Source organism: Bradyrhizobium sp. C-145 (assembly GCF_023375135.1).
Classification (GTDB): domain Bacteria; phylum Pseudomonadota; class Alphaproteobacteria; order Rhizobiales; family Xanthobacteraceae; genus Bradyrhizobium; species Bradyrhizobium zhanjiangense.
The window spans coordinates 6930348-6956815 of sequence record NZ_CP088150.1; the positions used below are offsets into that span (position 1 = coordinate 6930348).

General features: G+C 57.4%; 20 protein-coding genes and 1 pseudogene. 8 read left to right on the forward strand and 13 right to left on the reverse strand.

The annotated features are described in order from the left end of the window. Nucleotides 1–132 precede the first annotated feature (132 nt). From LRP30_RS32710 to LRP30_RS32745, 8 genes are all read right to left on the reverse strand, one after another. Nucleotides 133–999 (reverse strand): transporter substrate-binding domain-containing protein, encoded by an 867-nt coding sequence (locus LRP30_RS32710; protein WP_249757450.1) that lies wholly within the window; start codon nucleotides 997–999, stop codon nucleotides 133–135. Nucleotides 1000–1041: 42 nt separating this feature from the next. Continuing rightward, nucleotides 1042–1806: an amino acid ABC transporter ATP-binding protein gene (locus LRP30_RS32715; RefSeq protein WP_249757416.1), complete on the reverse strand. Its 765-nt coding sequence runs from the start codon at nucleotides 1804–1806 to the stop codon at nucleotides 1042–1044. Nucleotides 1807–1819: 13 nt separating this feature from the next. After that, nucleotides 1820–2704 carry an amino acid ABC transporter permease gene (locus LRP30_RS32720; protein ID WP_249761886.1) on the reverse strand — a complete coding sequence of 295 codons (885 nt, stop codon included), beginning with the start codon at nucleotides 2702–2704 and terminating at the stop codon, nucleotides 1820–1822. Between the two features lie 773 nt (nucleotides 2705–3477). Next, nucleotides 3478–4341 (reverse strand): formyltetrahydrofolate deformylase, encoded by an 864-nt coding sequence (gene purU, locus LRP30_RS32725; RefSeq protein WP_249757451.1) that lies wholly within the window; start codon nucleotides 4339–4341, stop codon nucleotides 3478–3480. A gap of 66 nt (nucleotides 4342–4407) precedes the next feature. Beyond that, entirely contained in the window at nucleotides 4408–5025 is a 618-nt protein-coding gene (locus tag LRP30_RS32730; RefSeq protein WP_249757452.1) for a sarcosine oxidase subunit gamma family protein, read from the reverse strand. Further along, nucleotides 5018–7993, reverse strand: coding sequence for a sarcosine oxidase subunit alpha family protein (locus tag LRP30_RS32735; RefSeq protein ID WP_249757453.1), 2976 nt, complete (start codon nucleotides 7991–7993; stop codon nucleotides 5018–5020). Before LRP30_RS32735 ends, LRP30_RS32730 begins: the two co-directional genes overlap by 8 nt. Beyond that, complete coding sequence (locus LRP30_RS32740) at nucleotides 7990–8265, reverse strand: sarcosine oxidase subunit delta (RefSeq protein ID WP_249757454.1); 276 nt, start codon at nucleotides 8263–8265, stop codon at nucleotides 7990–7992. Before LRP30_RS32740 ends, LRP30_RS32735 begins: the two co-directional genes overlap by 4 nt. Nucleotides 8266–8278: 13 nt before the next feature. Next, a complete protein-coding gene (locus tag LRP30_RS32745; RefSeq protein ID WP_249761887.1) occupies nucleotides 8279–9529 on the reverse strand; it encodes a sarcosine oxidase subunit beta family protein in 1251 nt (416 codons plus the stop codon). A gap of 759 nt (nucleotides 9530–10288) precedes the next feature. Between LRP30_RS32745 and LRP30_RS32750 the strand changes: the two genes are divergently transcribed. The 4 genes from LRP30_RS32750 to LRP30_RS32765 all read left to right on the forward strand — a co-directional run bounded on the left by LRP30_RS32750 (nucleotide 10289) and on the right by LRP30_RS32765 (nucleotide 15539). Then, complete coding sequence (locus LRP30_RS32750; protein WP_249757455.1) at nucleotides 10289–11446, forward strand: Xaa-Pro peptidase family protein; 1158 nt, start codon at nucleotides 10289–10291, stop codon at nucleotides 11444–11446. A 512-nt stretch (nucleotides 11447–11958) separates the two neighbouring features. After that, on the forward strand, nucleotides 11959–12924 hold the full coding sequence (gene folD / locus LRP30_RS32755; protein ID WP_249757456.1) for a bifunctional methylenetetrahydrofolate dehydrogenase/methenyltetrahydrofolate cyclohydrolase FolD: 966 nt from the start codon (nucleotides 11959–11961) through the stop codon (nucleotides 12922–12924). A 121-nt stretch (nucleotides 12925–13045) separates the two neighbouring features. Then, a protein-coding gene (locus tag LRP30_RS32760) for an IS3 family transposase (protein WP_249757457.1) occupies nucleotides 13046–14235 on the forward strand; the annotation gives its coding sequence in 2 pieces (ribosomal slippage) (nucleotides 13046–13295 and nucleotides 13295–14235; 1191 coding nt in all). A gap of 296 nt (nucleotides 14236–14531) precedes the next feature. Beyond that, nucleotides 14532–15539 (forward strand): D-2-hydroxyacid dehydrogenase, encoded by a 1008-nt coding sequence (locus LRP30_RS32765; protein WP_249757458.1) that lies wholly within the window; start codon nucleotides 14532–14534, stop codon nucleotides 15537–15539. Nucleotides 15540–15900: 361 nt separating this feature from the next. On the opposite strand, the pseudogene LRP30_RS32770 reads toward LRP30_RS32765, so the two are convergent. From LRP30_RS32770 to LRP30_RS32785, 4 genes and pseudogenes are all read right to left on the reverse strand, one after another. Further along, nucleotides 15901–16388: pseudogene (locus tag LRP30_RS32770) on the reverse strand (IS5/IS1182 family transposase); the annotation flags it as partial. A 125-nt stretch (nucleotides 16389–16513) separates the two neighbouring features. After that, entirely contained in the window at nucleotides 16514–17371 is an 858-nt protein-coding gene (locus LRP30_RS32775; RefSeq protein WP_249757459.1) for a transporter substrate-binding domain-containing protein, read from the reverse strand. 865 nt (nucleotides 17372–18236) lie between these two features. Beyond that, nucleotides 18237–19625: an aminotransferase gene (locus LRP30_RS32780; protein WP_249757460.1), complete on the reverse strand. Its 1389-nt coding sequence runs from the start codon at nucleotides 19623–19625 to the stop codon at nucleotides 18237–18239. A gap of 10 nt (nucleotides 19626–19635) precedes the next feature. Beyond that, nucleotides 19636–21114: an NAD-dependent succinate-semialdehyde dehydrogenase gene (locus LRP30_RS32785; RefSeq protein ID WP_249761888.1), complete on the reverse strand. Its 1479-nt coding sequence runs from the start codon at nucleotides 21112–21114 to the stop codon at nucleotides 19636–19638. 186 nt (nucleotides 21115–21300) lie between these two features. Here LRP30_RS32785 and LRP30_RS32790 point away from each other — a divergent pair, with 186 nt between their 5' ends. The 3 genes from LRP30_RS32790 to LRP30_RS32800 all read left to right on the forward strand — a co-directional run bounded on the left by LRP30_RS32790 (nucleotide 21301) and on the right by LRP30_RS32800 (nucleotide 25179). Next, a complete protein-coding gene (locus LRP30_RS32790) occupies nucleotides 21301–21777 on the forward strand; it encodes an Lrp/AsnC family transcriptional regulator (RefSeq protein ID WP_249757461.1) in 477 nt (158 codons plus the stop codon). Between the two features lie 604 nt (nucleotides 21778–22381). After that, nucleotides 22382–24052, forward strand: a complete 1671-nt coding sequence (locus LRP30_RS32795) for an MFS transporter (RefSeq protein ID WP_249757462.1) — start codon at nucleotides 22382–22384, stop codon at nucleotides 24050–24052. 251 nt (nucleotides 24053–24303) lie between these two features. Next, nucleotides 24304–25179, forward strand: coding sequence for a CmcJ/NvfI family oxidoreductase (locus LRP30_RS32800; RefSeq protein WP_249757463.1), 876 nt, complete (start codon nucleotides 24304–24306; stop codon nucleotides 25177–25179). A gap of 254 nt (nucleotides 25180–25433) precedes the next feature. Here the strand turns inward: LRP30_RS32800 and LRP30_RS32805 are convergent, their stop codons facing one another. Beyond that, entirely contained in the window at nucleotides 25434–25622 is a 189-nt protein-coding gene (locus tag LRP30_RS32805) for a hypothetical protein (RefSeq protein WP_249757464.1), read from the reverse strand. A 57-nt stretch (nucleotides 25623–25679) separates the two neighbouring features. Here LRP30_RS32805 and LRP30_RS32810 point away from each other — a divergent pair, with 57 nt between their 5' ends. Continuing rightward, on the forward strand, nucleotides 25680–26450 hold the full coding sequence (locus LRP30_RS32810; protein ID WP_249757465.1) for an AroM family protein: 771 nt from the start codon (nucleotides 25680–25682) through the stop codon (nucleotides 26448–26450). Nucleotides 26451–26468 lie beyond the last annotated feature (18 nt).

A 26468-nucleotide genomic window follows, 5' to 3' on the forward strand; every position in this document is an offset into this window, starting at 1 on the left:
CACGACTCGATTAGAAATTGTGGTGGACGACGGCATTATCCAGCACAACGAAAGGAGGTCTGTAAAAGACCACCGCCTCAGCTCGAGCAGAAGCGGTGGCCATCATCATTCTTCGTGAGCTAAGGAGTTCGCTTATTTCGGAAGGGTAGGGCCCGCGTTGATAGACGATGTTGATCCGATCGAGCTGTCATCCACAGGCAGCCCCCATTTTTGTAACAGCTTGACATAAGTGCCATCGGCGATCAGCTCGTCCAGCGCCTTCTTAAGTGCTTCGCCGAGCTCCTTTTTCTCATTCAAGAACGCCATGCCATACATGTTCTTGTTCAGGGGCCTTCCAAGCGTGATGTATGTGTTGCCCTCGAGCTGATTTGCATGTGATATTGGACCTACGCCAGCAACAGCGGCGTCGACACGTCCTTGCTTCAACATCAATTCTTCTTCTGCTGAGCCCGTGGCGCCGACCTGAACCACGGCAGGCTTACCAGCTTTGGCACAAGTCTCCTCGCTCCATTTATTGACCAAACCAGTCGTCATTGTGCTACTGCGGGTCGTGGCCACGCGTTTTCCGCACAAGCCGTCTGGGCTCTTAAATTGATCCGCGTTCGCCTTAAGCGTAAAAAAGAAGTAAGGTTCGTAAACGAAGTCAAGGAAACTCACACCGTTCTCGCGCCTCTCGGGTGTATCCGTCATCGCCCCCGACGCGTAGATATCTACGCGTCCGGTTTTTAGGGGAGCAAAGCTAGTTAGCTCGGCGAAGCTGGAGCCACTCCAGTTGACTTTAGCGCCCACTTTTTTGGCCATAGCTTCGAAGAGGTCGATGGCGAATCCCACCAGCTCGCCCGATTTGGGATCCTTAAATTCTAACGGTGGATAGTAAGTACTAATGTGCGCCGCATTGATGACTTTGTTCACATCATGCGCGTGTACTGTGCCGATGACAAGGGTTGCTGCCAGAGGAAGTCCACTCAGCACGCAAAGAAGGTTGATTTTCCTCGACATTTGGATCCCCTTTCGTCATTCGAACGACGTCACTGCGCTCGGTCAACTCAGCACTGCAGAGATGAACTCTCGAGTGCGGGCATGCGTCGGGCTGCCCAGGATCTGCTCGGGAGGTCCACTTTCGACGACGAGGCCATGATCCATGAACAGGACGCGGTTTGCGACTTCGCGCGCGAAGCCGAGTTCGTGTGTAACGACGACCATGGTCATGCCCGAGCGCGCGAGATCGCGCATTACGGCGAGCACCTCGCCGACCAGTTCGGGATCCAGTGCAGAAGTGGGCTCATCAAACAGCATCAGCGCCGGCTTCATCGCGAGCGCGCGGGCGATTGCCACACGCTGTTGTTGTCCGCCGGAGAGCTCAATCGGGTATGCGTCACATTTCTGCGCGAGGCCGACGCGATCGAGCAGTTCACGACCCGCCGCTTCGGCTTGCCTGCGTTCGACTTTGAGCACTTGGGTCGGGCCCTCGACAACGTTCTGAAGGGCCGTCTTATGCGGAAACAGGTTGAACCGCTGAAAGACCATGCCCGTCGCAAGTCGCTGCCGCGCGATCTCGCGCTCCGAGAGTTCGTATAGCTTTTGGCCTACGCGACGGTAGCCGACCAACTCCCCGTTGATCCACAAGGCTCCGCCATTGATGATCTCCAGCTGATTGATGCAGCGCAGGAACGTGCTCTTCCCCGATCCCGATGGCCCGATCAGGCACAGAACCTCGCCGCGGTTAATCTCCAGGTCGATGCCTTTAAGCGCCTCGAACGAGCCATAGGACTTGCGCACGTCAATGGCTTTTAGGATGGGTTTCATCTCTTTGCCCCGGTTAGCGCGACTGAGAAGCACGTCCCGCCCCACGGGCAAAATACTGCTCCACGCGCCCCTGCAGGAAAGACAGCACCGTGACGACGATCAGGTACCAGAAGGCCGCGACAAAAAGCAGCTCAATGACCCTGTTGTTGACGTAGTAGATGCTCTCTGACGCATACATCACCTCGGAAAACTGGATGACGCTCGCCAGCGACGTCCACTTCACCATGCCGATAAATTCGTTGCCGATCGGCGGCAGGATGACCCGCATGGCTTGAGGCAGGATTATTCGGCGCAACGCCTGAAGACGGTGCATGCCAATTGCGCTAGCTGCCTCATATTGCCCGTCATCGACCGACAGCAGACCGGCACGCACCACTTCCGATGTATATGCCCCCTGATTGATCCCCAGTCCGAGCAATGCCGCAAAAAATGGTGTCATCACATCGACCGTGCGCCACTCGAACAAGCCTGGAATCCCAATAGTTGGAAACACCAGGGCAAGGTTGAACCACAAGAGCAGCTGCAGCAATGAAGGAACGCCGCGGAATAGCCACACGTAAGCCAGCGCCGCCCAATTGATTATCGGACTGGCCGAAAACCGCATGATCGCAACGATTACGCCCAGCACGATCCCGAGCAGCATTGCCAGCACGGCCAGCAGGACGGTGTTGCCGAGTCCAAACAGGACCGTCCGCGCCGTGAGGTATTGCCAGCTGACAGACCATTCGATCTGCCCATGAGCGAATGCCCGAACGATCCACAACGCCATCGCGAGAACCACGGCAGCGCTGAAATAGCGGCCGATATGCTTGCGACGCACATGCTCGAATTGCGACAAATCGTCTGCGTGACCGCGCTGATCGGCTTTCACCAACTGCTCACCTACTTCGAGCAACATATTCTGCATGTCCCTCTTAGTCGCCCGACCCACCCAGTCGCTCAACGATAAAGCGCTTCAACCTCGCTGTTGGCGCACTCGCGTGACGCCCTAACGACGGGATCACAGGACAGTGATGTTATAGCACCCATGCGCCGAACTTCTTCGGATTTCAGTCTTAAACTGTTCAAATACTGCGTATCAGGCCAATTTGCGGAGTTTTTCGCCAGAAGTGCGAGCGCTTCTCAAAACAGAATTCCGTACTAGTGCAGCATCATGGCCTGCTCCCGGATCGTGCGACGAACACCCTTTATGAGGCCGCTCATAGCTTGCAAGACTTGATTCGCGGATCTGCCTTAGCAGGTTCGCCGTCGACGGCCGTGTCAGGGTCAACGCGACCTGTAACGTAAAGAAGCCTTGACAAGCTCCTCTGTTCAATTAGCAGCGTGATGCGCCCAAACGCCGGTCCCCCGGCCATACTCGCGCCAACACGCGGAGGTGGGCACCGGGCTTTGTTCAGAAACCTCGTCTCATCGAGCATGCCCGCTCAATCGTTGCTCCGCAACCCTCCAATTAAGTAGCCTCCTGCCACGAGCGGTGCTCAGATAGAACTCAGCGATCCAAAAGAGTCATGCGATGGAGCGCTCGGCATCTCAACTTAGGAACGAAATGCACCGATTGTTGCCGATCACCGCGGATAGTATGACCGCTACAGCTTGCAGGCCAGGTGCGATGAAGTGTTCATCGAGTCATACAAACAGCTGAGCTATGGTCCCCCCGCAGCCGGCTTCCCCTTAGCCCGTGAACACGACAGCTTTCCTGCCATTCAGTATTACCCGATCCTCAAGGTGATGGCGCACGGCACTAGCTAGCACACGGCGTTCGATGTCGCGGCCCTTGCGGACTAGATCGTCGGGCGTGTCGCGATGCGTAATCCGTTCGACATCTTGCTCAATAATTGGCCCTTCGTCGAGATCGGAGGTCACATAATGCGCTGTCGCACCGATCAACTTGACGCCGCGCTCGTGGGCCTGATGATAGGGCTTGGCGCCCTTAAAACCTGGCAGGAACGAGTGATGTATATTAATGCAGCGCCCCGACAGCTTCGCCGAGAAACCATCCGATAGTATCTGCATGTAGCGCGCGAGTACAACAAGGTCAGTATTGGTCTGCTGAACGAGCTCCCAAATCCGAGCTTCCTGCTCCATCTTCGTCTGCTTAGTGATCGGCAAATGATAGAATGGCAGATCGCCCAGATCGGAAGAGGCCAAATGCTCGCGGCCGTGATTGCAAACGATCGCGGTCACCTCCATGGGCAACTCGCCAATTCGCCACCGGTAGAGCAAATCTGCTAGGCAATGGTCGAACTTAGAGACCAGCAGCATCACGCGCTTTCTTGCGGAACTCTGCCGTAGAGTGAACGTCATGTCGAGGCGCTTAGCAAGATCCTCTATTAACGCGGCAACTTCCGCCTCTGATTTCGATTGATCGAGGCGGGAGAACACCACGCGCATGAAGAACCGGTCGGTTTCGGTATCGTCGAACTGCTGAGCGTCCAGAATGTTGCAACCGGATTCGAACAGAAGACTTGAGACGGCTGAGACGATGCCAGCACGATCGGGGCACGACAAAGAGAGAATCATGGAACGATCGGACATGTCATTTGCCGCCGATGGCGGCCTCTCGTGAACTGGGGGAGAAAGAGGGATTGCGACGCATGAGGGTCAATTGCGACGATCAAACCGGCAACCAAATTCCGCTGCCGAAGCGGTAAACCACGACCAAAAGCTGCTGGCCATGCTGCGCGAAACCAGGATCTCAAATATTGGCCCTTCCGGTCCGTCGTCCGTCCGCCACAACTGCACATGGACGTGCGCAAAGCTCGTCAGTGCGGTTGCGCCAACGGGAAAAACGGATGAATGTAGGTCGACCATCGCCCCCTTCGCGAGAACCTCCCGCACTCGTGGACCGGATACTCTTAGTGCCGCGCGGGCGTGGCTCTGGTCGCTGACAGCAGCATGATCCGAAAATAACTGCAGGAGGTCAACAAAGCCTGCTTGTTGGCGTGCAAAGAGCAGCCAATGATCCGCCCCTGCCCAGGCCACACCATGCGTGCTCGACAGCGAAACGAAGGTTTTCTTGGGTAGATCGAGACCAATCATCCGTTTGGTGGCACTCGCCAGGTCGGTCGAGCCGGGTGGTACGATCAAGGTCGCAAACCCCATATCGTCCAAGGTCAATGCGGTGACACCAGCCTTGCCATCCGCACCAATCTGACCAGCCTCGACAATACCGGCCCACGCGCTGCGCGGGCGCCAAATTGACGTCACTTGCTCAGCCATGCAGACGGGTACCTTCAGGATCGAAGAAGACGGGTGAGCAAACCTCGACCTCAACCTCGCCATTGCGGACTGGATCAACTGCCTGGATGCGCTCACCAATGCGGGTTGGCCCATTCTTCAAGAAACCAAGACCGATCCAGTGCTTCAGATTGGGCGAATAGGCCACGGAGGTCATGTAGCCCTCGTCATTTTCTGTCTTAGCCGCACGACCGATGCCGATGAAATGTGCGCCGGCCCACAGACGATTGTTCGTATCGACTGGCCGGAAACCTACAAGACTCGGCCGATCGGCGTGTACGAGTGCTTCCCGCTTTGCCATGAGGCGGCCGATGAAGTCTTTCTTAGACGACATCATCCTACCCAGTCCAAGGTCACGGGCTGTGGTTTGGCCATTCAGTTCGGTGCCGATGGCATGACCTTTCTCGATGCGCATCACGTTAAGCGCGTCCAAACCATACGGTGTGATCTCTCCCGCCGCCATTAAAGCGTGCATCATCGCATCGCCAAAGCCGGCCGGAACCGCGAGCTCATAGGCCAACTCGCCCGAAAATGAAATCCGGAACAGCCGTGCGGGGATGCCCCCACCCACGGTGATTTCGCCTGCGGCGAGATATGGGAAGGCCTCGTGGGAAATGTCGTGCTTAGCATCAACCACACGGCGCAGCACTTCGCGCGATCTTGGACCAGCGACCGCTGCCTGGGCCCATTGTTCCGAGACAGAGACCATCCGCAAGTCAAGCTCTGGCCAAAGCACCTGATGGCAGAATTCGAGATGCTGCATCACCTTGGCTGCATTGATTGTCGTGGTGGTCATCAGAAAGTGATTTTCACCGAGGCGCGAAGTGGTACCGTCATCCATAACGAAGCCGTCCTCGCGCAGCATAACTCCGTACCGAGCTTTGCCGATCGGGAGCGTCTTCCAACCGTTAATGTACACGCGCTCCAAGAATTCGGCTGCGTCGCTGCCCTGAATGTCGATCTTGCCAAGGGTCGAAACATCGCAAAGGCCGACACCGCTGCGGGTGGCAAGCACCTCACGGTTGATCGTGGCTAGCCAATCCTGCTCGCCGGGTTTGGGATAGTATTGCGCGCGCAGCCATTGGCCGGTCTCGACAAAAACCGCCCCCTGCTCGCGCGACCAATCATGGGTCGGCGCCAGGCGCACCGGCCGGAAGTCCTTGCCTCGATGATGCCCCGCGAGCGCACCAATAGCTACGGGCGTGTAAGGCGGTCGGAAGGTGGTCGTGCCGGTCTCGCAGATCGCTTTGCCCACTTGCTCGGCCATTATGGCGAGACCGGCGAGATTCGATGTCTTCCCTTGGTCGGTCGCCATACCGAGTGTTGTGTAGCGCTTGAGATGTTCGACCGAACGGAAGCCTTCCCGCGCCGCGAGCTCAACGTCCTTATCGGTCACGTCGTTCTGCAAATCGACGAAGGCTTTGCCTCTGTTACCTCGCACGCGCCAGACGGGGGCCAGGCCGTCCGTCTCTGCATCGGTGGCGGGGACGGGATCGGCTGCGGCCGCAGCGAAACCGACCTCGACCGCCGCCTCGCGTCCGAGCCGTGCGCCGTCTTGCAGTGCCTCGGCGAGCGTGAAGCGCCCAGCGGCGCTCCCGGCGACCGCAAGACCTGGCGGCAGCCGGCCCGGCACGAAGGCTTGGATCGTCTCATCCCAAACTGGCTTGCCATTCTGGTGCGAGGTGAGATGAAGCGTCGGGTTCCAGCCGTTTGAAACCGCAAGTAAATCGCAGGCCAGTCTCGCGCGTTTGCCGAAAGCGTCACGGACGGTGACGCTGCGTAAGGTGCGGCCGCCATGCGTCGCTTCGACGACACTGCCTGCGAACAGGCGTGCACCGACACGCAAGGCCATCGTCTTGAACTCGGGATTGATCTCGCTGCGCGAATCGACGATCGCGGCAACATGGGCGCCGGCCTCCGTGAGATCGCGCACAGTTGCCCAGCCCCCGTCACCTGCAGTAAAAACAACGGCTTCGCGGCCAGGCAAAACTCCGAAACGATTGACGTATGCGCGTACGGCGCCGCTCAGCATAACGCCCGGCCGGTCATTGCCCGGGAAGACGATCGGGCGTTCGAGCGCGCCGGCGGCGAGGATTGCGCGCTTCGCATAAATTCGCCAGCCACGCTGCCGTGGTTGATGCGCTGGCGGCACGGCGACGTGGTCATTAACGCGTTCGACGGCGCCATAGATACCATGGTCATAGAGCCCGAACACGCTGGTGCGCGGCATGATGCGTACTTCGGAAAGGCTCGCGAGTTCGGCCAATATTGCGGCGAGCCAATCGGCAGCCGGGCGTCCTTCGATCTGGCGTCTTTCGGCGAGTAGACGCCCCCCGAGCCGAAAATCCTCATCACAGATTATAACACGCGCGCCACTGCGGCCCGCCGCTAGGGCAGCGGACAGACCCGCGGCGCCGGCACCAATCACCAGAACGTCGCAGAATGCAAATGCCTTGTCGTAGTGGTCGGGGTCTTCGACCTCGGCAGCGCGGCCCAATCCAGCGGCGCGGCGGATCAGCGGCTCGTAGAGCTTCTCCCAAAACGTTGCCGGCCACATGAACGTTTTGTAGTAGAAACCAGCAACCAAGGCGGGCGCAGCGATGCCATTTAATGATAGGACATCAAACCCGAGCGATGGCCAGCGGTTCTGGCTAGTCGCCTCGAGATTCTCGAATAGTTCGACCACTGTCGCACGCGTGTTAGGCTCACGGCGTGCTCCGGTGCGCAGCTCGACCAAGGCATTCGGTTCCTCAGGGCCTGCCGACAAAAGACCGCGGGGGCGATGGTACTTGAAAGATCGGCCGAAGAGGCGCACGCCGTTGGCAAGCAGCGCGGAAGCCAGGGTGTCGCCAGCGAACCCATCATAGCTCTTGCCATCGAAGCGGAAACAGAGAGCCCGGGCACGGTCGATCAGGCCGCCGCTGTTGAGACGATGTAGCTGCTTCCTCATGCTGCCCCTCCCGCCTTTCGGCTCCTGGCGGGCCCCACATAGTCGATCGCGTGGGTCAACGTATCACGGCGCACCACAAGCCAAGCACGGCAGCCGACGCCGTGATACCATAGCTCCTCAAGAAGACCGCGCGGATTGTCGCGTAGATAAACGTACTCGAACATCGCAGCTTCCGTTGCAGCCAGCCCGTCGGGACGCTGCGGCCTTGCATCGCCCAGATAAACAAATTCCTGAACGTCGCGTAGCCCACAATGAGGACAAGCAATGCGCATTTTACTGAGGACCTTATTGCAGGCTCGGATGAGCGCCCACGCCTCTTTCGTCGAGCAGACGGCCGGTGGCAAAGCGGTCGAGCCGGTATGCAGCTGCAACAGGATGCGGCTCGTCCTTGGCGATCAGATGGGCAAAGCAGAAGCCTGAGGCCGGCGTCGCTTTGAAGCCGCCATAGCACCAGCCCGCGTTGAGGTAGAGCCCTTGAACCGGCGCATGATCAATGATCGGCGAACCGTCCATCGACATATCCATAATGCCGCCCCAGTGACGCAGCAGTCTCACTCGACCCAAGGCGGGCCATAAGGCCATTGCCGCTTCCATTACATCTTCGATAGTGGGGAGATTCCCGCGCTGGGCGTAAGAATTGTAGCCATCGATATTGCCGCCAAAGACGAGACCACCTTTGTCTGACTGGCTGACGTAGAAGTGCCCTGCACCGAAGGTAAGCACGCAATCGATGAGAGGTTTGAGTCCCTCAGAGACAAATGCCTGAAGGACATGACTCTCAATCGGTAGACGCATACCTGCCATAGCCGCAGCACGCGAAGAGTTACCCGCGACGGCGAGCGCGACCTTTCTTGCCTTAATCTGCCCACGCGTAGTCTCGACCCCTGTGACGCGGCCATCCGTTACAGCAATACCGGTCACCTCGCAGTTCTGCACGATGTCTACCCCGCGGCTATCGGCCGCCCGTGCGTAGCCCCACGCAACTGCATCGTGGCGAGCGGTGCCGCCGCGCCGCTGGAGCAGGCCACCTCGAATGGGAAAGCGCCCGGTCTTATAGTCGAGGAAGGGCAACATGGTGCGCACCTGCTCGAGATTCATAAGCTCGGCATCGACGCCAGCAAGCCGCATCGCGTTCGCACGCCGCGCGAAGGCATCACCCTGGGAATCAGAATGGAAAAGGTTTAGCACCCCACGCTGGCTGACCATCGCGTTGTAATTCAACTCTTGCTCTAGCCCCTCCCAAAGCTTCATCGACAATTCGTAGAAGGGGGTGTTTCCAGGTAGCAGATAGTTAGATCGAATAATCGTCGTGTTGCGGCCCACATTGCCGGAGCCGATATAGCCCTTCTCGATCACGGCTACATTGTTGATGCCATGGCGACTAGCAAGATAATGGGCAGTTGCAAGACCATGCCCCCCGCCTCCGATGATCAGGACATCGTATGTGGATTTGGGCGAAGCCTCACGCCAAGCCGGTTGCCAGCCGGCATGGCCCTTTAAGGCTTGAGATATTAGAGTGAAACCGGAATAGCGCATTGGATAATCAACAATATTGAACCACACCGCCGCCTCAGTTCGAATCAGCCCAACCGGCATACGGGAAAGTACGCAGAGGCTCTTGAAGCAGCGCCCGGCCCGTGCCGCGCCGCCCTCGGCAACCCGGCGAAGGAAAACTTCCGGCCCGCAGGCTTGCGGCGATATCGCTTTGACGCCCATTCGATCTTCACAACGACCTCGAGCATGCACTCATCTCGCTTACATTCGGACAGCGCGCCCATCGGACAGCCTCTCAGCACATAGTTTTCCCACCCCGTTTAGGCACGATCTCTCGCGTATGATTTTTTACTGACCGCGCTCCCGCTTCGAGGCCGAGGTCGTTCGCCGCCGCCACTCGGCCCTCCAATCTCATAGAGCCCCGCTCGTCACCACGGCGCATGCACAAGCCATTGCGCGGCACCTGCCAAGAATACCCGCTCAAACTGCATGTTTTCCCCGATATATACCGAAATGACGCGGAAATTCCGCGCAATTGCGCTGAACATGAGCGAAAATCCGTCTCCGCGGATTAATTCGTATGCTGATCGGCACTAAAACTCCTGACGGTCGAGCCAGCCCCCAAAGGAAATTCAGTTTCGCAGGTAGGTATGACCAGGGTACAGACTGCGGGAAAGCCTCGCATTCTCCTGGCTGCTCGCAGGATTTTGCCTTCTTGCCTGCCGATTCAGACAAAGTCGGCTTAAACAGGGTCTTATGTTGGTGACTTCAACGATCACCCCCACACAGGAGAAGGTAGCTATGCCCGCATTTGGTCAACAAGAATATCGCGAACGCACGGCTCGGCTGCGGCAGCGCATGGCCAAAGCAGGTATGGATGCACTCCTAGTCCTGAACGAATCGAATATGAACTATCTCACTGGCTATGAAGGCTTTTCGGACTATGTTCCGCAACTCGCTCTCGTGCGCCAGGATGAGGAAGATCCGTGGTTGATCTTGCGCGAAATGGACATCGCATGCGCGACGGCCAGCTCGTACCTGCCGCAATCACGTGTCCTCAGTTATCCCGAGAAGTACATCGGTTCGAGCCAACGGACGGCGTGGCAACCGATCAGCGAAATGATCCGCGAGCGCATCAAGTCGAACCGGATCGGTATCGAATTGACCGCCAGGCTGTTTGGGGTGAAGGCTCATGCGGCCTTGAGCAACAACTTGGACTTGTCGAAGTCTATCGATGCCGATGGCATGATCGCCGCGCTTAAAGCAGTAAAGTCGCCAGCCGAGCTTGCCTATATGGAGCAGGCCGGAAAGATCGCGGATAAGGCCATGCAGGTTGGACGACTTGCAATCGCCGTTGGCGCCCGCGAATGCGACGTCGCTGCTGCCGTTAACCATGCATTGTCTGCGGGCATCCCCGAATATCCGGGCGGAGCTAACCGATTTCCTCTCACGATGCCGGTCGGCTCTCCCGCCAATGCGCCGCATATCAAATGGTCCGATGGAAGCTATAGATTGAATTGTCAGACCAATTTCGAGCTCGGTGCCTTCCGTCACCGTTATTGCTGCGGGTTGTCACGAACGATCTTTTTGGGCGAGCCATCTGCTCGGTCGCGGCATGTGCACCAGGCCTGCCTCGACGGCTTCCACGCGGCGTTCGATGCGATCCGGCCCGGAGCAAAATGCGGCGACGTTGAGCGAGCCTTCCGAGCTGTCTTCAATCCCCGTGGCGTGCGTAAAGAATCCAGAATTGGCTACTCTATCGGCATCGACTGGACCGATGGCGGACCAAGCTTTCAGGAGGGAGACGAAACCATCATTCAGCCCAACATGACTTTTCACCTTCTTATCGGCATTTGGGAAAAGGATGATGGTTACATCTTCAGCGAGACTGTCCGCGTGACCGAGACGGGCGCGAAGTCGCTGAGCAGCATGCCGCGCGACCTACTCGTCAATCACTGAAGTTCGGATATCGGACGCCGGCAGAGTGCCAACCTACTCCGCGGGCGTCCAGCCCTCTTGTCACGCGATCAGCTGGTCAGCTCTACGACAGATTGCGGTTTGGGTCCGAACCTTTCCGCCTCAAGCGGGAAGCACCCACTTTTAGCGAGACATACACTTGCGAACGAAGCCCTAGCGCCAGGCGTCTTGAACAATTGCGGCCGGGGATGGCAAGGAGAAGTGATCGGTCGACGCTTTGGCTTTCACCGTACCGATGCCTGCATTCTGGGGCGAAAGATTGTTGAATTACTGCGCACTTTGAGATTTTGCGTCGGCAATTATTCCGCTTCCCCGATTAGAAGAGCATCCTCAAAGATTGACTAGCAATGACGAAACAGTCGTGCGCGGGCAACTTGAAGGACACTGCTCTGCGTGTACGACGTACTTCGCCAGGGCAATGCGAAAATACACACCGAGGCAGCCTAATTTGCGCTGGTCGCCTAAGACGCGCACGTCTTTCGGGATAAAGACTCATGAATGCAATTGCTGTTGATGGAAAGACGATCGCCGAGAAGCTTCGAGGTCGCATCATGAGTGACGTGGCGCACCTCCAAGTCGAACATAATTTTACCCCCGGCTTGGCTGTGGTTCTCGTTGGCAAGGATCCTGCCAGTTCAGTCTATGTCAGGACTAAAGCCAGGCAGGCGCGAGCCGTAGGGTTTAAGTCTCAGCAATTCGTCCTACCGAGCAATGTCGATGAAGCTGAACTGCTGAAGCTGATTAAGACACTTAATACTGACGATTCCGTCGACGGTATCCTTGTTCAACTTCCGTTGCCCGGGCACATCGATCGCTGGCGCGTGCTGGAGGCTATCGATCCGGCCAAGGATGTGGACGGCTTTCATCCCTATAACATCGGACGATTGGCGGCAGGTCAACCCTGTCTCGCGCCGTGCACTCCACTGGGAGTCGTTCATTTGATCAAGAGCGTCGCGCGTGATTTGAGCGGCCTCGACGTTGTCATAATTGGTCGCTCGAACATCGTCGGAAAGCCTCTGGCGGTCTTGCTTGGCGATGCCGGATGCACCGTGACAGGTGCACAGCTTCAGACTCGAAATCTTCCGGACATCTGCCGAAAGGCAGATATTATCGTCGCAGCCGCCGGCTGCGCAGGCCTCGTGCGGGGCGATTGGATCAAGCTTGGCGCAATCGTTATCGATGTCGGCATCAATCGCGTGTTTGATTCAATCGGCACTGAAAAACTCGTCGGAGACGTTGCTTTTGATGAAGTAAGTAGCCGCGCGAGCTATATAACGCCAGTCCCGGGCGGCGTTGGCCCCATGACCGTCGCCTACTTGCTCGCGAATACTTTCAAAGCAGCAGTATCGCGCCGAGGACTATCTTTAGTGACGCGTCATGATGTTCGCCACAAGGCCCCCCTGTCTGGGGCATCTACCGATAATGTGAGCGTGCAGTTCGCGTTGGATCGGGCAAGTTAGTCGCGGGCGAAAGCTGGTCACACGAGTAGCTCTGCTACCCGCTCAGCCAATAGTCTAGTGACCTTGCCCCCTGGACTTAATCCAGATTGAAGTTCGCTCTGGCCCATATGAGGACCAGAGCATGAAGCGCAACCGCTTTACGGAAGAGCAGATCATCGGGATTTTGAAGGAGCACGAGGCTGGCGTGTCGGTTGCCGATCTGTGCCGGAAGCAGGGCGTCAGCGATGCCAGTATCTACAAATGGAAAGCCAAGTTTGGCGGGATGGAGGTCTCGGAGGCCAAGCGGCTGAGGACGCTGGAGGACGAGAACACGCGGTTGAAGCGGCTTTTGGCCGACGCCATGCTAGACAATGCGGCGTTGAAGGACCTCCTGGGAAAGAAGTGGTGACGCCCGCGGGGAAGCGGAAAGCTGTCGCCCATCTCGTGGACGCCCACGGGATGAGCGAACGGCGGGCGTGTAAAGCCATCGGCTGTTGCCGCATGACCATTAGATATCGGACGACCCGGGCGGACGACGCGGCCCTACGCCAACGCATGAGAGCGATCGCCGAGGTGCGCCGTCGCTTCGGCTATCGGCGCCTGCATGTTCTGCTCAAGCGGGAGGGCTATCTGGTCAACCACAAGAAACTGTTCCGGCTCTATCGGGAAGAGAGGCTCGCGGTCCGTCGCCGTGGTGGCCGCAAACGGGCGCTCGGGACCAGGGCGCCGATGGTGGTGCCGATAGCGCCGAATGACCGCTGGTCGCTCGACTTCGTCTCGGATCAGCTTACCGATGGCCGCCGCTTCCGGATCCTGACCGTGGTCGACGAGTGCACGCGCGAATGCCTGTCGTTGGTGGCCGACACCTCGCTGTCGGGCTCCCGGGTGGCTCGGGAGCTTGACCGGCTGATCATCGAGCGCGGCAAGCCCAAAATGGTGGTCAGCGACAACGGCACCGAATTGACCAGCAACGCCATCCTGACATGGGCCGATCAGAGCCGCGTCGCCTGGCATTACATCGCGCCCGGCAAGCCGACGCAGAATGCCTTCATCGAAAGCTTCAATGGTCGTCTCCGAGACGAATTGTTGAACGAGACGCTGTTCACGTCGCTGGCCCAGGCCCGGGTCGAACTTGGACAATGGCGGGTCGACTACAACGATACGCGACCCCACTCACAACTCGGATGGAAAACACCATCGGAGCTTGCCTTCACCTGCAACCCGCGACGGGATCTGGCGCTGCGCTACGCCAATGGCTCCGCACCAGCTCCCGTCGCTACCACCGCCCATTCGGGTAAATCCAACAGCCGGGGCGAACTCAGGACTGGATAAAACTTGGGGGCAAGGTCACTAGCACTGGCTCGCTTAGTAAACAAACCAGACGCACTTCATCCGCACGATGTTGCTGTGGTCCGCAACCTGCGCGCTTCCATCCAGTACCGGACCTCACCTTGCGGCGCCCTCGCTCATCCTGAGAGACTCGGTGGGCGTGTTTGAAAGAGAGTTCATCTCGCATGTTTTCAGCAAACGATCGGTACATTGTGCCGAGATTCCGCGTAGATAATCCTTATAATCAAAATGGACGGGGCGTTCGGTCCTGTGAGTAGCGAGATAGTGGGAGACATCATTTGGCTGAACGAGGCGAAGGAAATCGCTACCGTCTCATCGACGTTTATCGCGCCGACGGCTCGCGGCTTCGACTGCTGATCCACCATCCCAAATGCCGCGAGCATGTTAAAGTTATCAGAAGACATTTACGAGTGGAAGATGTGACCGGCGAGCAATTGGACGATGAGATTTTGTCCGATGTAGACGTCCTGTTCGCTTTCCAATGCCCCGACGAGGTCCTCGCACGCTTGACCTCTCTCAAATGGATTCAGAGTACCGGGACAGGGATAGACGCGTTTCTCGGACATTGCCGCAAGAATCCTCGAATCATCGTTACTGCTGCGAAAGGTTTCGCTGCCGAAACAGCTGCCAGCGTCGTGCTGATGGCGACACTCGCTTTCCATTGGAATCTTCTCGGGAGATTGCGAGATCAACAAAAGCACCACTGGGAGCCACACACAAACTACACTTTGGAACCATTGATTTCGACCCGCACGATGGGAGTTGTTGGCCTCGGTCAGATCGGGATGACGATCGCAGGCCATGCGAAGCAGCTCGGCATGCGTGTTGTCGGCACAAAGCGACAGGCAACGCAGATCGCGAACGTCGACGCCGTTTATCCGCCTGAAGAACTGAACCGGCTGCTCGGCGAATCGGATTTCGTGGCTCTGGCGGTTCCACTGGTCGCAACTACACGGTTGATGTTTGGTGCGGCCCAATTCAATGCAATGAAGCGAACCGCGGTACTCATCAACGTGGCCCGAGGAGAGGTTGTTGACGAGACGGCACTTCTCTCAGCTCTACGGGAGGGCACGATCGCTGGTGCCGCCCTCGACGTTTTTTCCGTAGAACCCCTTCCGTCAGATAGCCCGTTTTGGAACGCACCAAACACGCTCATTACACCGCATATCGGTGGAAATCGAATAGATACATATGAGGCGAGCGCAACTTTGTTAGCCAACAACCTGAAGGTCTATCCCGATCAATGCCAAATGCGTGGCCTGTGTGATATCAGCCTCGGGTACTGATCGATTCGATGCTTCAATTGAGCCTGGCCGCCAGGATGCTACGATGAAGTCTCTGAGCAGCCTAACCCAATAACCAGCGCTTTGACGAAGCTGCTGTCGTACTAGCAGGTCGGCTTTTTAAGGATGTCTTTGCAAAAAGCAGTCTGCGGCGCACGCCGGTTAGATGCGGATGAGGATCATCGCGATGACACCCATGGAACGAGCCTTGTTGCGTGAGTGTCAGGTACCCAGCAACGGGCGCTGACTCTCGAATGGATTAATGGATTGATCCTTTTGTTCGATGATCATGGTTCGCTGCTGAGCTGGCAGCCATGGCACATGGCTAGCACCCGGACAATCGGCACAGTCGTCCGTTAATCCGTTAAGAACCCGATTTCAGCGGTGAGCGGTCGCTCGTGGCTGCGATGAGGGTGGTCAGGATCAGGCACCAAAGAGCCCTCAGCCAGGCGAGGATGCGGCGGAAGTTGCGGCCGACGGCCGAGAGGATGACGTTGGCGGCATCGCCGGCGCGGCCTTTGAGGTAGCAGCGGCTGAGGTGACCATCGGTCTTCAGGTGTCCGATGATGGGTTCGATGGCGGAGCGGCGGCGCAGCTCGCGCTTGATGACCTGGAGACGCCGCGCTTCTGGCCGGAGATGAAGAGCCGGCGGGGATTTTGTGCGTCATGGCCGCGGTACCCCGTGTCGACATAGGCCTTCCTCGATCGCACAGCCGGTGAGTGTCTCGGTGCGGTCGATGACGTCCCGCAGGGTGTGACCGTCGTACGGGGTATCGGGGAGCGCACGAGCCTGCAGCACGATCAGGCCGCCGGGAGCCCGGCGGTTGTTGTGACGACGGAGGCTTTGACACCACGCCCGCCTTGCGAGAGGAATCGACAAAGGGATGTAGCGGTCTGCGCCTCCGGCTTGCTTGCGAGAGCGAGTGCACTTGCCAAACAGATGGTGCAAGGCAGCAATGCAGCGGCTCGAGCGGTTGTTATTTTGAAGTGCTCCAGCCGGCGTTGATTAGCGACGTCTCTCCGATCGAGCTTTCGTCGGGAAGCCCCCACTTTTGAAGCAGCTTGGAATAGGTGCCATCGGCTATCAATTCATCAAGCGCCTTCTTAAGCATCTCTGTGAATTCCTTTCTCTCATTCAAGACAGCCATTCCATACATGTTCTTGTTGAGGGGTTTTCCAATAGGAACGTAGATATTGCCCTCGACGCTATTTAAGTACGAAAGTGAACCGGCGCCGTTGAGGGAAGCTTCCGCACGCCCCTGCTTCAACATCAACAGACTGGTCGCGGAGCTGTCGCTGCCGAGAATTTCAACGTCAGGCTTGCCTGCTTTGGCGCAATTCTCGTCGCTCCAATGCTTGACCAAGCCTGTCGCCGTACCGCTGCGGTTAACGACTACGGGTTTTCCGCACAATGCATCAACGTCCTTGAACTGGTCTGCTTTCGCGCGAAGTGTGAACAGCACAAAGGGTTCGTACACGAAGTCAATAAAGCTCACCCCATTGGCCCGCCTTTCCGGTGTGTCAGTCATGGCTGCACCGGCGTAGACGTCCACGCGCCCGGTCTTAAGTGGAGCAAAACTAAGCAGGTCGGCGAAGCTATACTCGCTCCACTTCACGGTCGCGCCCATTTTTTTCGCCATGGCTTCCAATATGTCCCGATCGAATCCCATTAACTCCCCGGTTTTGGGATCCTTGAAAGTATAGGGCGCATAATACGTAATATCCCCGGCGTTAATGACCTTTTTTAAGTCCTGCGCGTAGGCAGGGCCGGCGGCGACGCTGGCAACGGCAGCTAGGCCGCACATCAAACGGCGAAAGTTGAATTTCAGCGGCATATAAGCTCCTTTTGTCATCTAAAGAGACCTTGCACCTCTGATGAATACTACACGACAACCGTGAATGTCTGGAAGTGCACCTGCTAGCTCACTCCCCGATTCTCGTCGCCCACAAAAATTGCCCTCATCTTATCTCACCGCGTAGTCGAACTCCTTCCATCTTAGCTGATCTACGGTGTAAATCCTGCGTCGATGGCTGTTGATCGCGCCCTTGCGTATTGGGCTGCCCCCTGCAGGTCCCGTGATCGGTCCTTGTCCGTTCAGTTCGGCGAGACTAGCGCAATACCAATCATGGCTTCTTTCTGTCAGGACCCACACGCTACGCACCGATCACAGTTAGCTTCGGACAATCGACATAGATTATCGGTTACGTTCGATGAGCGCTACTCATCCATAAGAGCGTCGGAGTTCAGCAGCAGCTTGCGATATCAAACATTTTGCTAGGAGGCATTGTCGCGCGATTCTGCGACCATTTCACAACTGAGCACCTGGTTAGCCGCACAGTACTACCGCAATCCCGCATCGTCGGCTCTAGCACGGCCTCGACGGCCCGCCAGGCCCATTGGGACTATGTAGCGGTCAGCGGCGCTTCGTTACACGTCAGTTTGATGTCCTGCCGACGTGACGCGGGGGTCAACGAAACGATCTGCACGCTCGAGCCGTTTTCGAGCGCAACGATGTGGTTTTCGGAATGCGAGCGGATCGCTTATCGCTCGCGCGAAACCGACGCCGGGCACTGCCACATCCGCCCGGCGGCTCTGCGATCGCCTTGGCGCTTTCGGTTAGATCGACGGCACGTCGGGTTATTGATCAAGGACAGTGGTGCGGCACCATCGAGCAAAGCCCGCGATCGCGCTTTCGATTGCTAGTCTTTTGCGAGCTCGTCCATCACTTGCTTCGTCGCACGATAGGCCAAATCAACAATCTCGTCTATTTCCGATTCGGACACAACGAGGGGTGGAGCAAAGCCAAGAATGTCTCCGTGCGGCATTGCACGTGCGATGAGCCCTCGATCACGAGCAGCCTTTGAGATACGAGCTCCCACTTTGAGTTGCGGATCAAATCGGCGTTTCGTCTGGCGATCGGCAACGAACTCGATGGCGCCGAGCAAGCCCACGCCTCGCACTTCTCCAACGATTTCTAGCTGCGAAAATCGCTCCTTAAGGCGTTTCTGAAAGTGCGCGCCGACAATCCGGGCGCGGTCACTTAGTCGCTCCTTCTCAACGATGTCCAGGACCGCATTGGCAGCGGCGGCCGCAATCGGATGGCCGGAGTAGGTATATCCGTGCGAGAACGCTCCGACACGATCGGCGGCCTCTTCCATAACCGTGTAGACCTTCTCTCCGACAATGGCCGCCGAAAGAGGCACATAACCGGACGTCAGGCCTTTGGCCACAGTCACCAGATCTGGCTCGATCCCGTACAGCGTACTGCCGAAATCGGCGCCGGTTCGACCGAATCCACAAATCACCTCGTCGGCGATTAGAAGTACGTCATAGCGCCGGAGCACAGCCTGAATTTCGCGCCAATAACCGGCAGGGGGTGGCGTGATCCCCCCTGTTCCCAAGACAGGCTCAGCAATGAAGGCGCCGATCGTTTCGGGTCCCTCTCTTGTGATGAGTTCCTCGAGCTCAGCGGCTCGCCGGCGAGAAAATGACTCTTCCGTTTCTCCCGGTTCTGCACCCCAATAGTGATGCGGCGTACCTGTATGTAGGATGCCCGTAAAAGGAAGATCCATGTGGTCGTGGTAGAACGACATACCGGTCATCGAACCGGAAATGACGGAGCAGCCATGATATCCGCGCTCGCGCGAGATAATCTTCTTCTTTTTGGGCTGGCCGCGTAGATTGTTGTAGTACCAAACCAACTTAGCCTGAGTTTCGTTGGCATCTGATCCGGACAATCCATAGAACACTTTGCTTGCCTTGCCTGGAGCCATCTGCACTAGGCGGTGCGATAATGTCGCAAGCTCTTCGGTCGTGTGGGCCGCGTAAGTGTGATAGTAGGCTAACTTGTACGCCTGACGCGCGATGGCCTCGGCCACCTCGGTTCGACCATACCCAACATTTACACAGTATAGGCCAGCGAAGCCATCAATAAAGCTGTGTCCTTGCGCGTCTTCGATTCGAATGCCCTTGCCACCAGTAACGATCGTAGGATCTCCTAGTTTGCCCGTGGCAAAGTCCTTGAGCTGAGTAAAGGGATGCAGAACAGTTGAGCGATCTTGTTCAGCTATGGTTTTTATATCGATCATTCCGGTTCTCCTAACCCGCCAAATCGCCGAAGCACACGTATTTCAGTTCCATGTATTCCTCGATGCCGTGACGCGAACCTTCCCGGCCAAGACCGGATTGCCTCCAGCCTCCGAACGGAATAGGCGGTCCCGTGAACGAGGGTGTATTGATCCCCACCATGCCGTACTCGATGCTCTCAGAAAGTCGCAGCGCCCGCCGCAGGCTGTCGGTGTAGACGTAGGCGGCTAAACCCATTTCGCTGGCGTTTGCTCGGGCGACGACCTCTTCTTCAGAGTCGAATGGAAGCACCGCAGCCACCGGGCCAAACGTCTCTTCGCTGGCAATCAGCATATTGTCGCTGACATCACTTAGCAGCGTTGGAAGAACGAAGTTCGCGCCAAGACGTTCATCTTGCCTCACCGAAAACCTTCGCGCGCCCTTTGCGATCGCATCGTCAATTTGGGCCCGGCACTTGTTGGCCACCGAAAATTTCGTCATTGGCCCAATATCTGTTGCCGGGTCCAATCCGTGACCGGTTGTCAGCTGAGCCATCGCGGCGGCAAACGCCTCGACGAACCTGCGATAGATACCCCTTTGAACGTAGATCCGGTTAGCCGCCAAACAATCCTGCCCCGAGGTCGCAAATTTCGCCGCCATTGCTCCTTTGACGGCCTTCTCGACACAGACATCATCAAAGACGAGAAAGGGCGCATGCCCTCCCAACTCGAGTGATACTTTCTTTACCGTTGCCGCAGCCCCCTCCAGCAGCAGCCGACCAACCTGGGTAGATCCCGTGAATGAAAGGGCTCTGATTCTTGGATCCCGCAACAGAGGCGCCGAAAGCTCGATTGGATCGCCGGTAACCACCTGAAGCACACCGCGAGGGACGCCAGCCTCTTCAGCCAACCTGGCCACGGCGAGGGCGGAGAGCGGGGTCTCGGGCGCAGGCTTCACGATGACGGGACAGCCGGCAGCGAGAGCCGCCCCCGCTTTTCGCGTGATCATGGCGATAGGAAAATTCCACGGTGTAATTGCCGCGGCGACGCCGATCGGTTGCATTCGAACCTGAAGGAGACTTCCAGGCTTATGACTTGGGATCGTCTCGCCATATGCGCGCTCTCCCTCAGCAGCAAACCACTCAAGGAACCCAGCACCGTAGGCGATCTCGTACCCCGCCTCTGCAAGCGGCTTGCCTTGTTCGCTCGTAACTAGGATGGCGAGCTCTTCCAAATGGTCGCGCATCAAAGAAGCCCAAGACCTAAGGATGCCCCCCCGGCTCGCCGGCAATAGCTGGCGCCAGGCGAGAAAGGATTTCTCGGCCGCCTCGATCGCGGCCTCCATGTCAGAGGCGCCACAACTGGCAAAGTTCGCGATCTCTTCCCCGGTAGCTGGGTCGACCACAGCGTCTCTTTGCGCGCCCGCGGTCCACCGGCCGTCGATCAGCGCCGCACCCGCCACGAAATCACGACGAGTCAGAGCCTGAAGATGACTTGCGGCAAGTCCAACCAAATGGGGACTGCAGTGTTGCCGAACAGCTTGTAAGACCATTTCAAAAAGATCCGACGGCCTTTTGTTGAATTTCTCGTCATTCAGGATACTAATGTTACAAAGGGATTTGCGTCGCATTTAACCGTCGATAGGGCGGTTTTCAGCGCCGCGGAGAAGTTTTGCGGTGAAATTCACCTGGAGCCCGTGATGCAATACGACCGAACAGACGCCCGCATCCTCGAGATCGTGCAAAAGAACAACCGTTTGACTTCCGAGGTGATCGGCGAACTGGCAGGACTTTCTGCTACCGCATGTCAACGACGTCTAAAGAGGCTCCGCTCCGAAGGCATTATCGAAGCCGATGTCTCGATTGTTTCGGCGAAAGCGGTGGGACGACCTATCCAAATGCTTGTACTCGTGAGCCTCGAGCGCGAGCGTGCAGACATTATCGATAGGTTCAAGAAGGCCATCAAGGCGTCGGCTGAAGTCGTCAATGGATTCTACGTCACCGGCGACGCTGACTTTGTTCTCTACATTACCGCTCGCGCCATGGAGGAGTACGAGCAATTCACGAGAAGGTTCTTCTATGAGAACCCGGACATCAAGGGGTTCAAGACGATGGTCGTAATGGACCGCGTCAAGGCAGGATTTGCTATTCCGATTGAGACTCCGCCTGAGAGTTGATCGCCGTGTCTCTACCCTAGCCGTGCGCTTTTTCGTCGTACGCTCGCATAGAATGCAAAAAAACAGCGCCGTGTTTCGTCTATTTTGCGGATTGGGAATACTAGAGTTGAACGATGCTTTTAGAATTGGCGAACGTTTAGATGGATTGAGATCTAACGAATGTCAGATCTGGCTCCTGCATTGTCGAATGCTGAGGAACTAAGAAAGGATTGATTTGAGGCGCTGCCGGTACTTCAGAACCCGCTTAAGGGAGCCGAGACTCTGGCCGAAAGAAAGTAACAATCGTGCCGGTAGCGGATTCTACATATAGACACGACATCATTGGACGACATTCAGACAAACGCGGTACTTCGATGAGTCCGCCCAGCGACTGCGTGGGACGTTTAGGACTCTCCATCGTGGAACAACGAAAAACGACTTCTCGCGCGCAACGTGAGCTTAGCAAGCTACTTGACCTAGCATGGCTCATGAGACTTTTTTGCTAACCTTGTGCAAACTAGCCGAGGTGAAAAGTTCGCGCATTCCGGCGGCAAGCATTTCGGACTGTCACTGGTCACTGGTCGGGTTCGGAATGAAGCGATGGCAGGCGAGGCAAAACTCCGACATGGCTGATCCGTCTAAATTCCAGACGTCGGGCATCGACGTCATCACCGCTCCGCTTCGCCATGCCACCTTCCGAAACATCTGGTTAGCGAGCCTGTTTTCCAATTTGGGCATCCTGATCCAAGGCGTCGGAGCGGCCTGGGCAATGACTGAGATGACACCGTCGGCCGACAAGGTCGCGCTGGTGCAAACCGCTTTGATGCTGCCTGTGATGTCAATCGCGATGCCCGCCGGCGCCATTGCGGACATGTACGATCGCCGGATCATCACGCTGGTTTCACTCGGCATTGCACTCACTGGCGCATCTACCCTGACGGCGCTCGCTTTGCTCGGCCTGGTCACGCCGAACATTTTACTAGCACTCTGCTTTGCCGTGGGCACTGGTATGGCGCTAATGGGACCTTCTTGGCAATCTTCGGTGCGCGAGTTGGTGCCAATGGAAATCCTGCCGGCCGCCGTGGCACTGAACGGCATCAGCTACAACGTCGCGCGCAGCATGGGTCCGGCAATCGGCGGAATCGTTGTGGCAGCCTCGGGTGCGGTGGCCGCGTTCGCGCTCAACGCCCTACTCTATTTGCCGCTGATGCTCGCGCTGTTCCTGTGGAAACGCATCTCCGAACCCTCCCGGCTGCCGCCTGAACGACTTAGTCGCGCCATTGTTTCCGGAGTGCGCTACATCGCCAATTCACCATCGATTAGGATCGTGCTGACCCGTTCTATGGTGACGGGCGTGATCGGCGCCGCGATTACAGCGCTGATGCCGCTGGTAGTGCGGGATCTTCTGCATGGCGGCGCGCCGACCTATGGCGTCATGCTCAGTGCCTTCGGTTTGGGCGCGGTGATCGGTGCGCTCTTCATCGCCGAGCTGCGCAAACGGATGAGTGGCGAAGCCGCGATCCGCGCATGCGCGCTCTCGATGAGCGGAGCGGTTGCAGCGGTGGCGCTGAGCCGCGAGCCAATATTGACGGTAGTCGCCCTTGTCTTGGCAGGCGCCGTGTGGATGATGGCTTGGGTGCTTTTCAGCATTGGCGTGCAGCTTGCAGCGCCGCGCTGGGTCGCCGGGCGCGCCCTCGCGGCTTATCAGACAGCGTGCTCAGGCGGGATTGCCGTAGGGAGTTGGGCGTGGGGTCACCTGACTGATTCTGTCGGCGTCGAAACGGCGCTCCTAGTCTCGGCCGCCCTGATGTTCGCCTCCCCGATCCTAGGTCTCTGGCTGGAGATGCCGCGGATCATAGCGCGAGAGGACGAGGCCGAGATGCTAGCCGATCCAGAGGTGCGGCTTCCGCTCACCGGGCGCAGCGGCCCGGTTGTTGTGGAGATTGAATATATGGTCTCACAAGACAAAGCACGCCCCTTTCATACCGTGATGCAGGAGGTGCAGCTGTTTCGACAGCGGAACGGCGCCTACGGCTGGTCAATCGCGCGAGACATCGCCAATCCTGAACTGTGGACCGAGCGCTTTCATTGCCCGACATGGCTGGATTATTTGCGCCAGCGCAACCGGTCCACCTTGTCGGAGCGCGAGCTGGATCGTCAGGCGATGGCATTCCATATCGGCCCTGAGCCCGTACGCGTGCGTCGTATGCTCGAACGCCCGTTCGGCTCTGTGCGTTGGAAAGAGGATCGTCCTCCAATCGACGTTCGACGTGATTGCAAACATAGCGGGATGTAAAAAGCGCCGCCCGCACCATCGATGCTGTCTGCCCCGCGATGGGTGAACTTCGGACGGCATTTGCGCCAGAAGAATTCGCGACTACTTGTGCTCTTCGGTGCGCCTCCGCCGCACAGGGAGAATGATCCTGCGTCCTGCCGGAACGGGTAGGAACACTCTCTTCGCTTTTGCTGTACCGTCAGGGAGCACCGGCGCGCAACTAAGGTGCGCCGCACCGCTTTATCATCACCCTGATAGGGAGATAAGCAGCCATGGAAAATGCGAAAAGCGCCTCACCGACAGTAGAAGCAAACCGCGATTCTTTAGAGTGCGTGCAGGGTCAAATCAACTTTGCTCGGCGTACATCGGACGAAAAAGCTCCCGAAGTGGCGCCGAGATCGTTTCCCAAGATGCTGATTGGTCACTTACACGATCCGCCGCCCTTCTTCAGCTATGACGTAACTATTCGCAACGCGCGTCCAATCGTGAATAGATTGTCCCTTGACCGGGAAGGCTTCACTCTAATTCAGAATAGGAGATCCTGTGTCGACAAGCCTCATCAAGAGACTATGTGCGACAGGTATCTGCAAGAGATGGTTCCGTTTATCAAAAACCGCTTCAATGCATCGTGGGTCGTGGCCCGCCGAGAAGCTGTCGTTTGTCGTTCTGCTGCTGGTGGGAACTCCACTCCCACAGTAAAGGAACCAATCGTATTGGCTCATATTGATTACGCGCCGACCATCGGCCCTCTTGCCGCCGCGGCTGCGAGCCAATCGCAGGGAGTTCCGATTCAATCGTATTCTCGATTGCTGATCATTCAAACTTGGCATGCCTTGTCGCCGCCTCCGCAGGATTTCCCGTTAGCGATGTGCGATAACACATCCTTGTACGATACCGATATCGAGGTGGTGGACTACACTGTTTTCGGCAACACGATTAAGATGGGCATCGTGCACTTCAATGAGGCTCAGCGTTGGTACTACTTTCCGGAAATGACTGCAGACGAGCTTATCCTGTTCAAGAGCTATGATTCCGAGGTGCGTTGCAATTCGAAGGCGGCTCACTCTGCGTTTGACAATCGTCGTGCGCATCCAGGTGCAAAGCCTCGTGAGAGTCTCGAGGCTCGCTTCTTCGTGTACTACACGTGAGGGGATCAGATGGCTTCTGCCGTTTCAATTGTTGGGTAGACACGTTCGTCGAGGCGAGCTCAACTGGACTTTTGATCAAAGTTCTATGCTCTGAAATGTTGAAGTCGGCACACGAAGTGTACTTCGCGCGCCAGCAAATCGAGCGAGGCGGCAACTGGGCGACACAACGCGAAATGTATTTGGAAGAATCGAGCGCATCTCCCCCAAAGGCCGACTGAGCTCGCGTCGGGCCCTGGATACATGGTGAGCTGCTGCTATATAATGCCAGCGGCTTCTTTCAAGGGGGGCATGAGCAACGACACTTCCGCCGCACTTCCGCGCAGCCATTCGCACCAGCGCAGGAGCAAGCTGGCGAGTTCATCGACATGAACCATGGCACTCGAGCCGCCGAAGTTCATCCACCAGCTTGAAGAGTGGCCCAAATCCTGCTTGGAGAGCGCCATACACTTAGTCTTCGCCCAAATTGAGAGCGGGCGCTCGCTGGTTCGATGAGGTCAAGCATGATTGATATTCCTACCCCTCGAGCCAACCGTTGGCCTCGATTGCCATTCAACGGTGCTCCTCTAGGTGTTCTAATGATGGAGCGCATGGGAAGCGAAAATCGCCCGTTCATACCCGGTGATACCGGCAACGCCAGCACGTGGAGTGTCCCCTCGCGCTACAAGGTGGTGCCTGGTTTGAGTGTCTCGCGGATATTTGCGCCAGACGCCGGCGAAATGCTCTCGACCGTCGTTGAAGCGGCAAAAGAGCTTGCGCGCGAAGGCGCACAACTAATCACCTGTCAATGCGGATACTCGATCCAGTATCAAGCGGCAGTCCGCGACGCGGTCGATGTACCCGTGTTTCTGTCGAGCCTTCTCCTCGCGCCTTTTCTCGAAAGGATGCTCCCCCGCGGCAAGGCACTCGGCATCATGGTCGCAAGCAAGTCTGTCCTGACGCCGGCGATGTTGGAAGCTGCAGGTCTGCCCGCCAGTCTGGGCCGTAGGGTGGCTATCGTCGGACTGGAGGATACTCCTGCGTTTGCCGAGAGCTGGATTAGGAGCGTAGGTCGGCTGGATGTCAAAGCCGTCGAGAAAGATGTGGTGGATACCGCCGTAGCTCTCATAAACGATCGGCCCGACATCGGGATGCTGCTCCTGGAGTGCGGCGACTTGCCCCCTTACGCCGCCTCAGTCCAGAGGGCGACCGGCCTTCCAGTTTTCGACTACACATCGATGGTCGAGTTCTTCATTGGCGGGTTGGTACGTAAGCCGTTTACGGGATTGATATAGGGGTCGGCTCAGAAAACC

Bases quoted from the DNA above. Each gene is read 5' to 3' on its own strand.
- LRP30_RS32745 (WP_249761887.1), bottom strand. From the start codon at position 9,529: ATGCGCTATTCCGGTTTCACTCTAATATCTCAAGCCTTAAAGGGCCAT.
- LRP30_RS32740 (WP_249757454.1), bottom strand. From the start codon at position 8,265: ATGCGCATTGCTTGTCCTCATTGTGGGCTACGCGACGTTCAGGAATTT.
- LRP30_RS32805 (WP_249757464.1), bottom strand. From the start codon at position 25,622: ATGGCGCTCTCCAAGCAGGATTTGGGCCACTCTTCAAGCTGGTGGATG.
- LRP30_RS32780 (WP_249757460.1), bottom strand. From the start codon at position 19,625: ATGATCGATATAAAAACCATAGCTGAACAAGATCGCTCAACTGTTCTG.
- folD (WP_249757456.1), top strand. From the start codon at position 11,959: ATGAATGCAATTGCTGTTGATGGAAAGACGATCGCCGAGAAGCTTCGA.
- LRP30_RS32790 (WP_249757461.1), top strand. From the start codon at position 21,301: ATGCAATACGACCGAACAGACGCCCGCATCCTCGAGATCGTGCAAAAG.
- LRP30_RS32715 (WP_249757416.1), bottom strand. From the start codon at position 1,806: ATGAAACCCATCCTAAAAGCCATTGACGTGCGCAAGTCCTATGGCTCG.
- LRP30_RS32800 (WP_249757463.1), top strand. From the start codon at position 24,304: ATGGAAAATGCGAAAAGCGCCTCACCGACAGTAGAAGCAAACCGCGAT.
- LRP30_RS32735 (WP_249757453.1), bottom strand. From the start codon at position 7,993: ATGAGGAAGCAGCTACATCGTCTCAACAGCGGCGGCCTGATCGACCGT.
- LRP30_RS32750 (WP_249757455.1), top strand. From the start codon at position 10,289: ATGCCCGCATTTGGTCAACAAGAATATCGCGAACGCACGGCTCGGCTG.
- LRP30_RS32775 (WP_249757459.1), bottom strand. From the start codon at position 17,371: ATGCCGCTGAAATTCAACTTTCGCCGTTTGATGTGCGGCCTAGCTGCC.
- LRP30_RS32810 (WP_249757465.1), top strand. From the start codon at position 25,680: ATGATTGATATTCCTACCCCTCGAGCCAACCGTTGGCCTCGATTGCCA.
- LRP30_RS32730 (WP_249757452.1), bottom strand. From the start codon at position 5,025: ATGGCTGAGCAAGTGACGTCAATTTGGCGCCCGCGCAGCGCGTGGGCC.
- LRP30_RS32795 (WP_249757462.1), top strand. From the start codon at position 22,382: ATGGCTGATCCGTCTAAATTCCAGACGTCGGGCATCGACGTCATCACC.
- LRP30_RS32710 (WP_249757450.1), bottom strand. From the start codon at position 999: ATGTCGAGGAAAATCAACCTTCTTTGCGTGCTGAGTGGACTTCCTCTG.
- LRP30_RS32720 (WP_249761886.1), bottom strand. From the start codon at position 2,704: ATGTTGCTCGAAGTAGGTGAGCAGTTGGTGAAAGCCGATCAGCGCGGT.
- purU (WP_249757451.1), bottom strand. From the start codon at position 4,341: ATGTCCGATCGTTCCATGATTCTCTCTTTGTCGTGCCCCGATCGTGCT.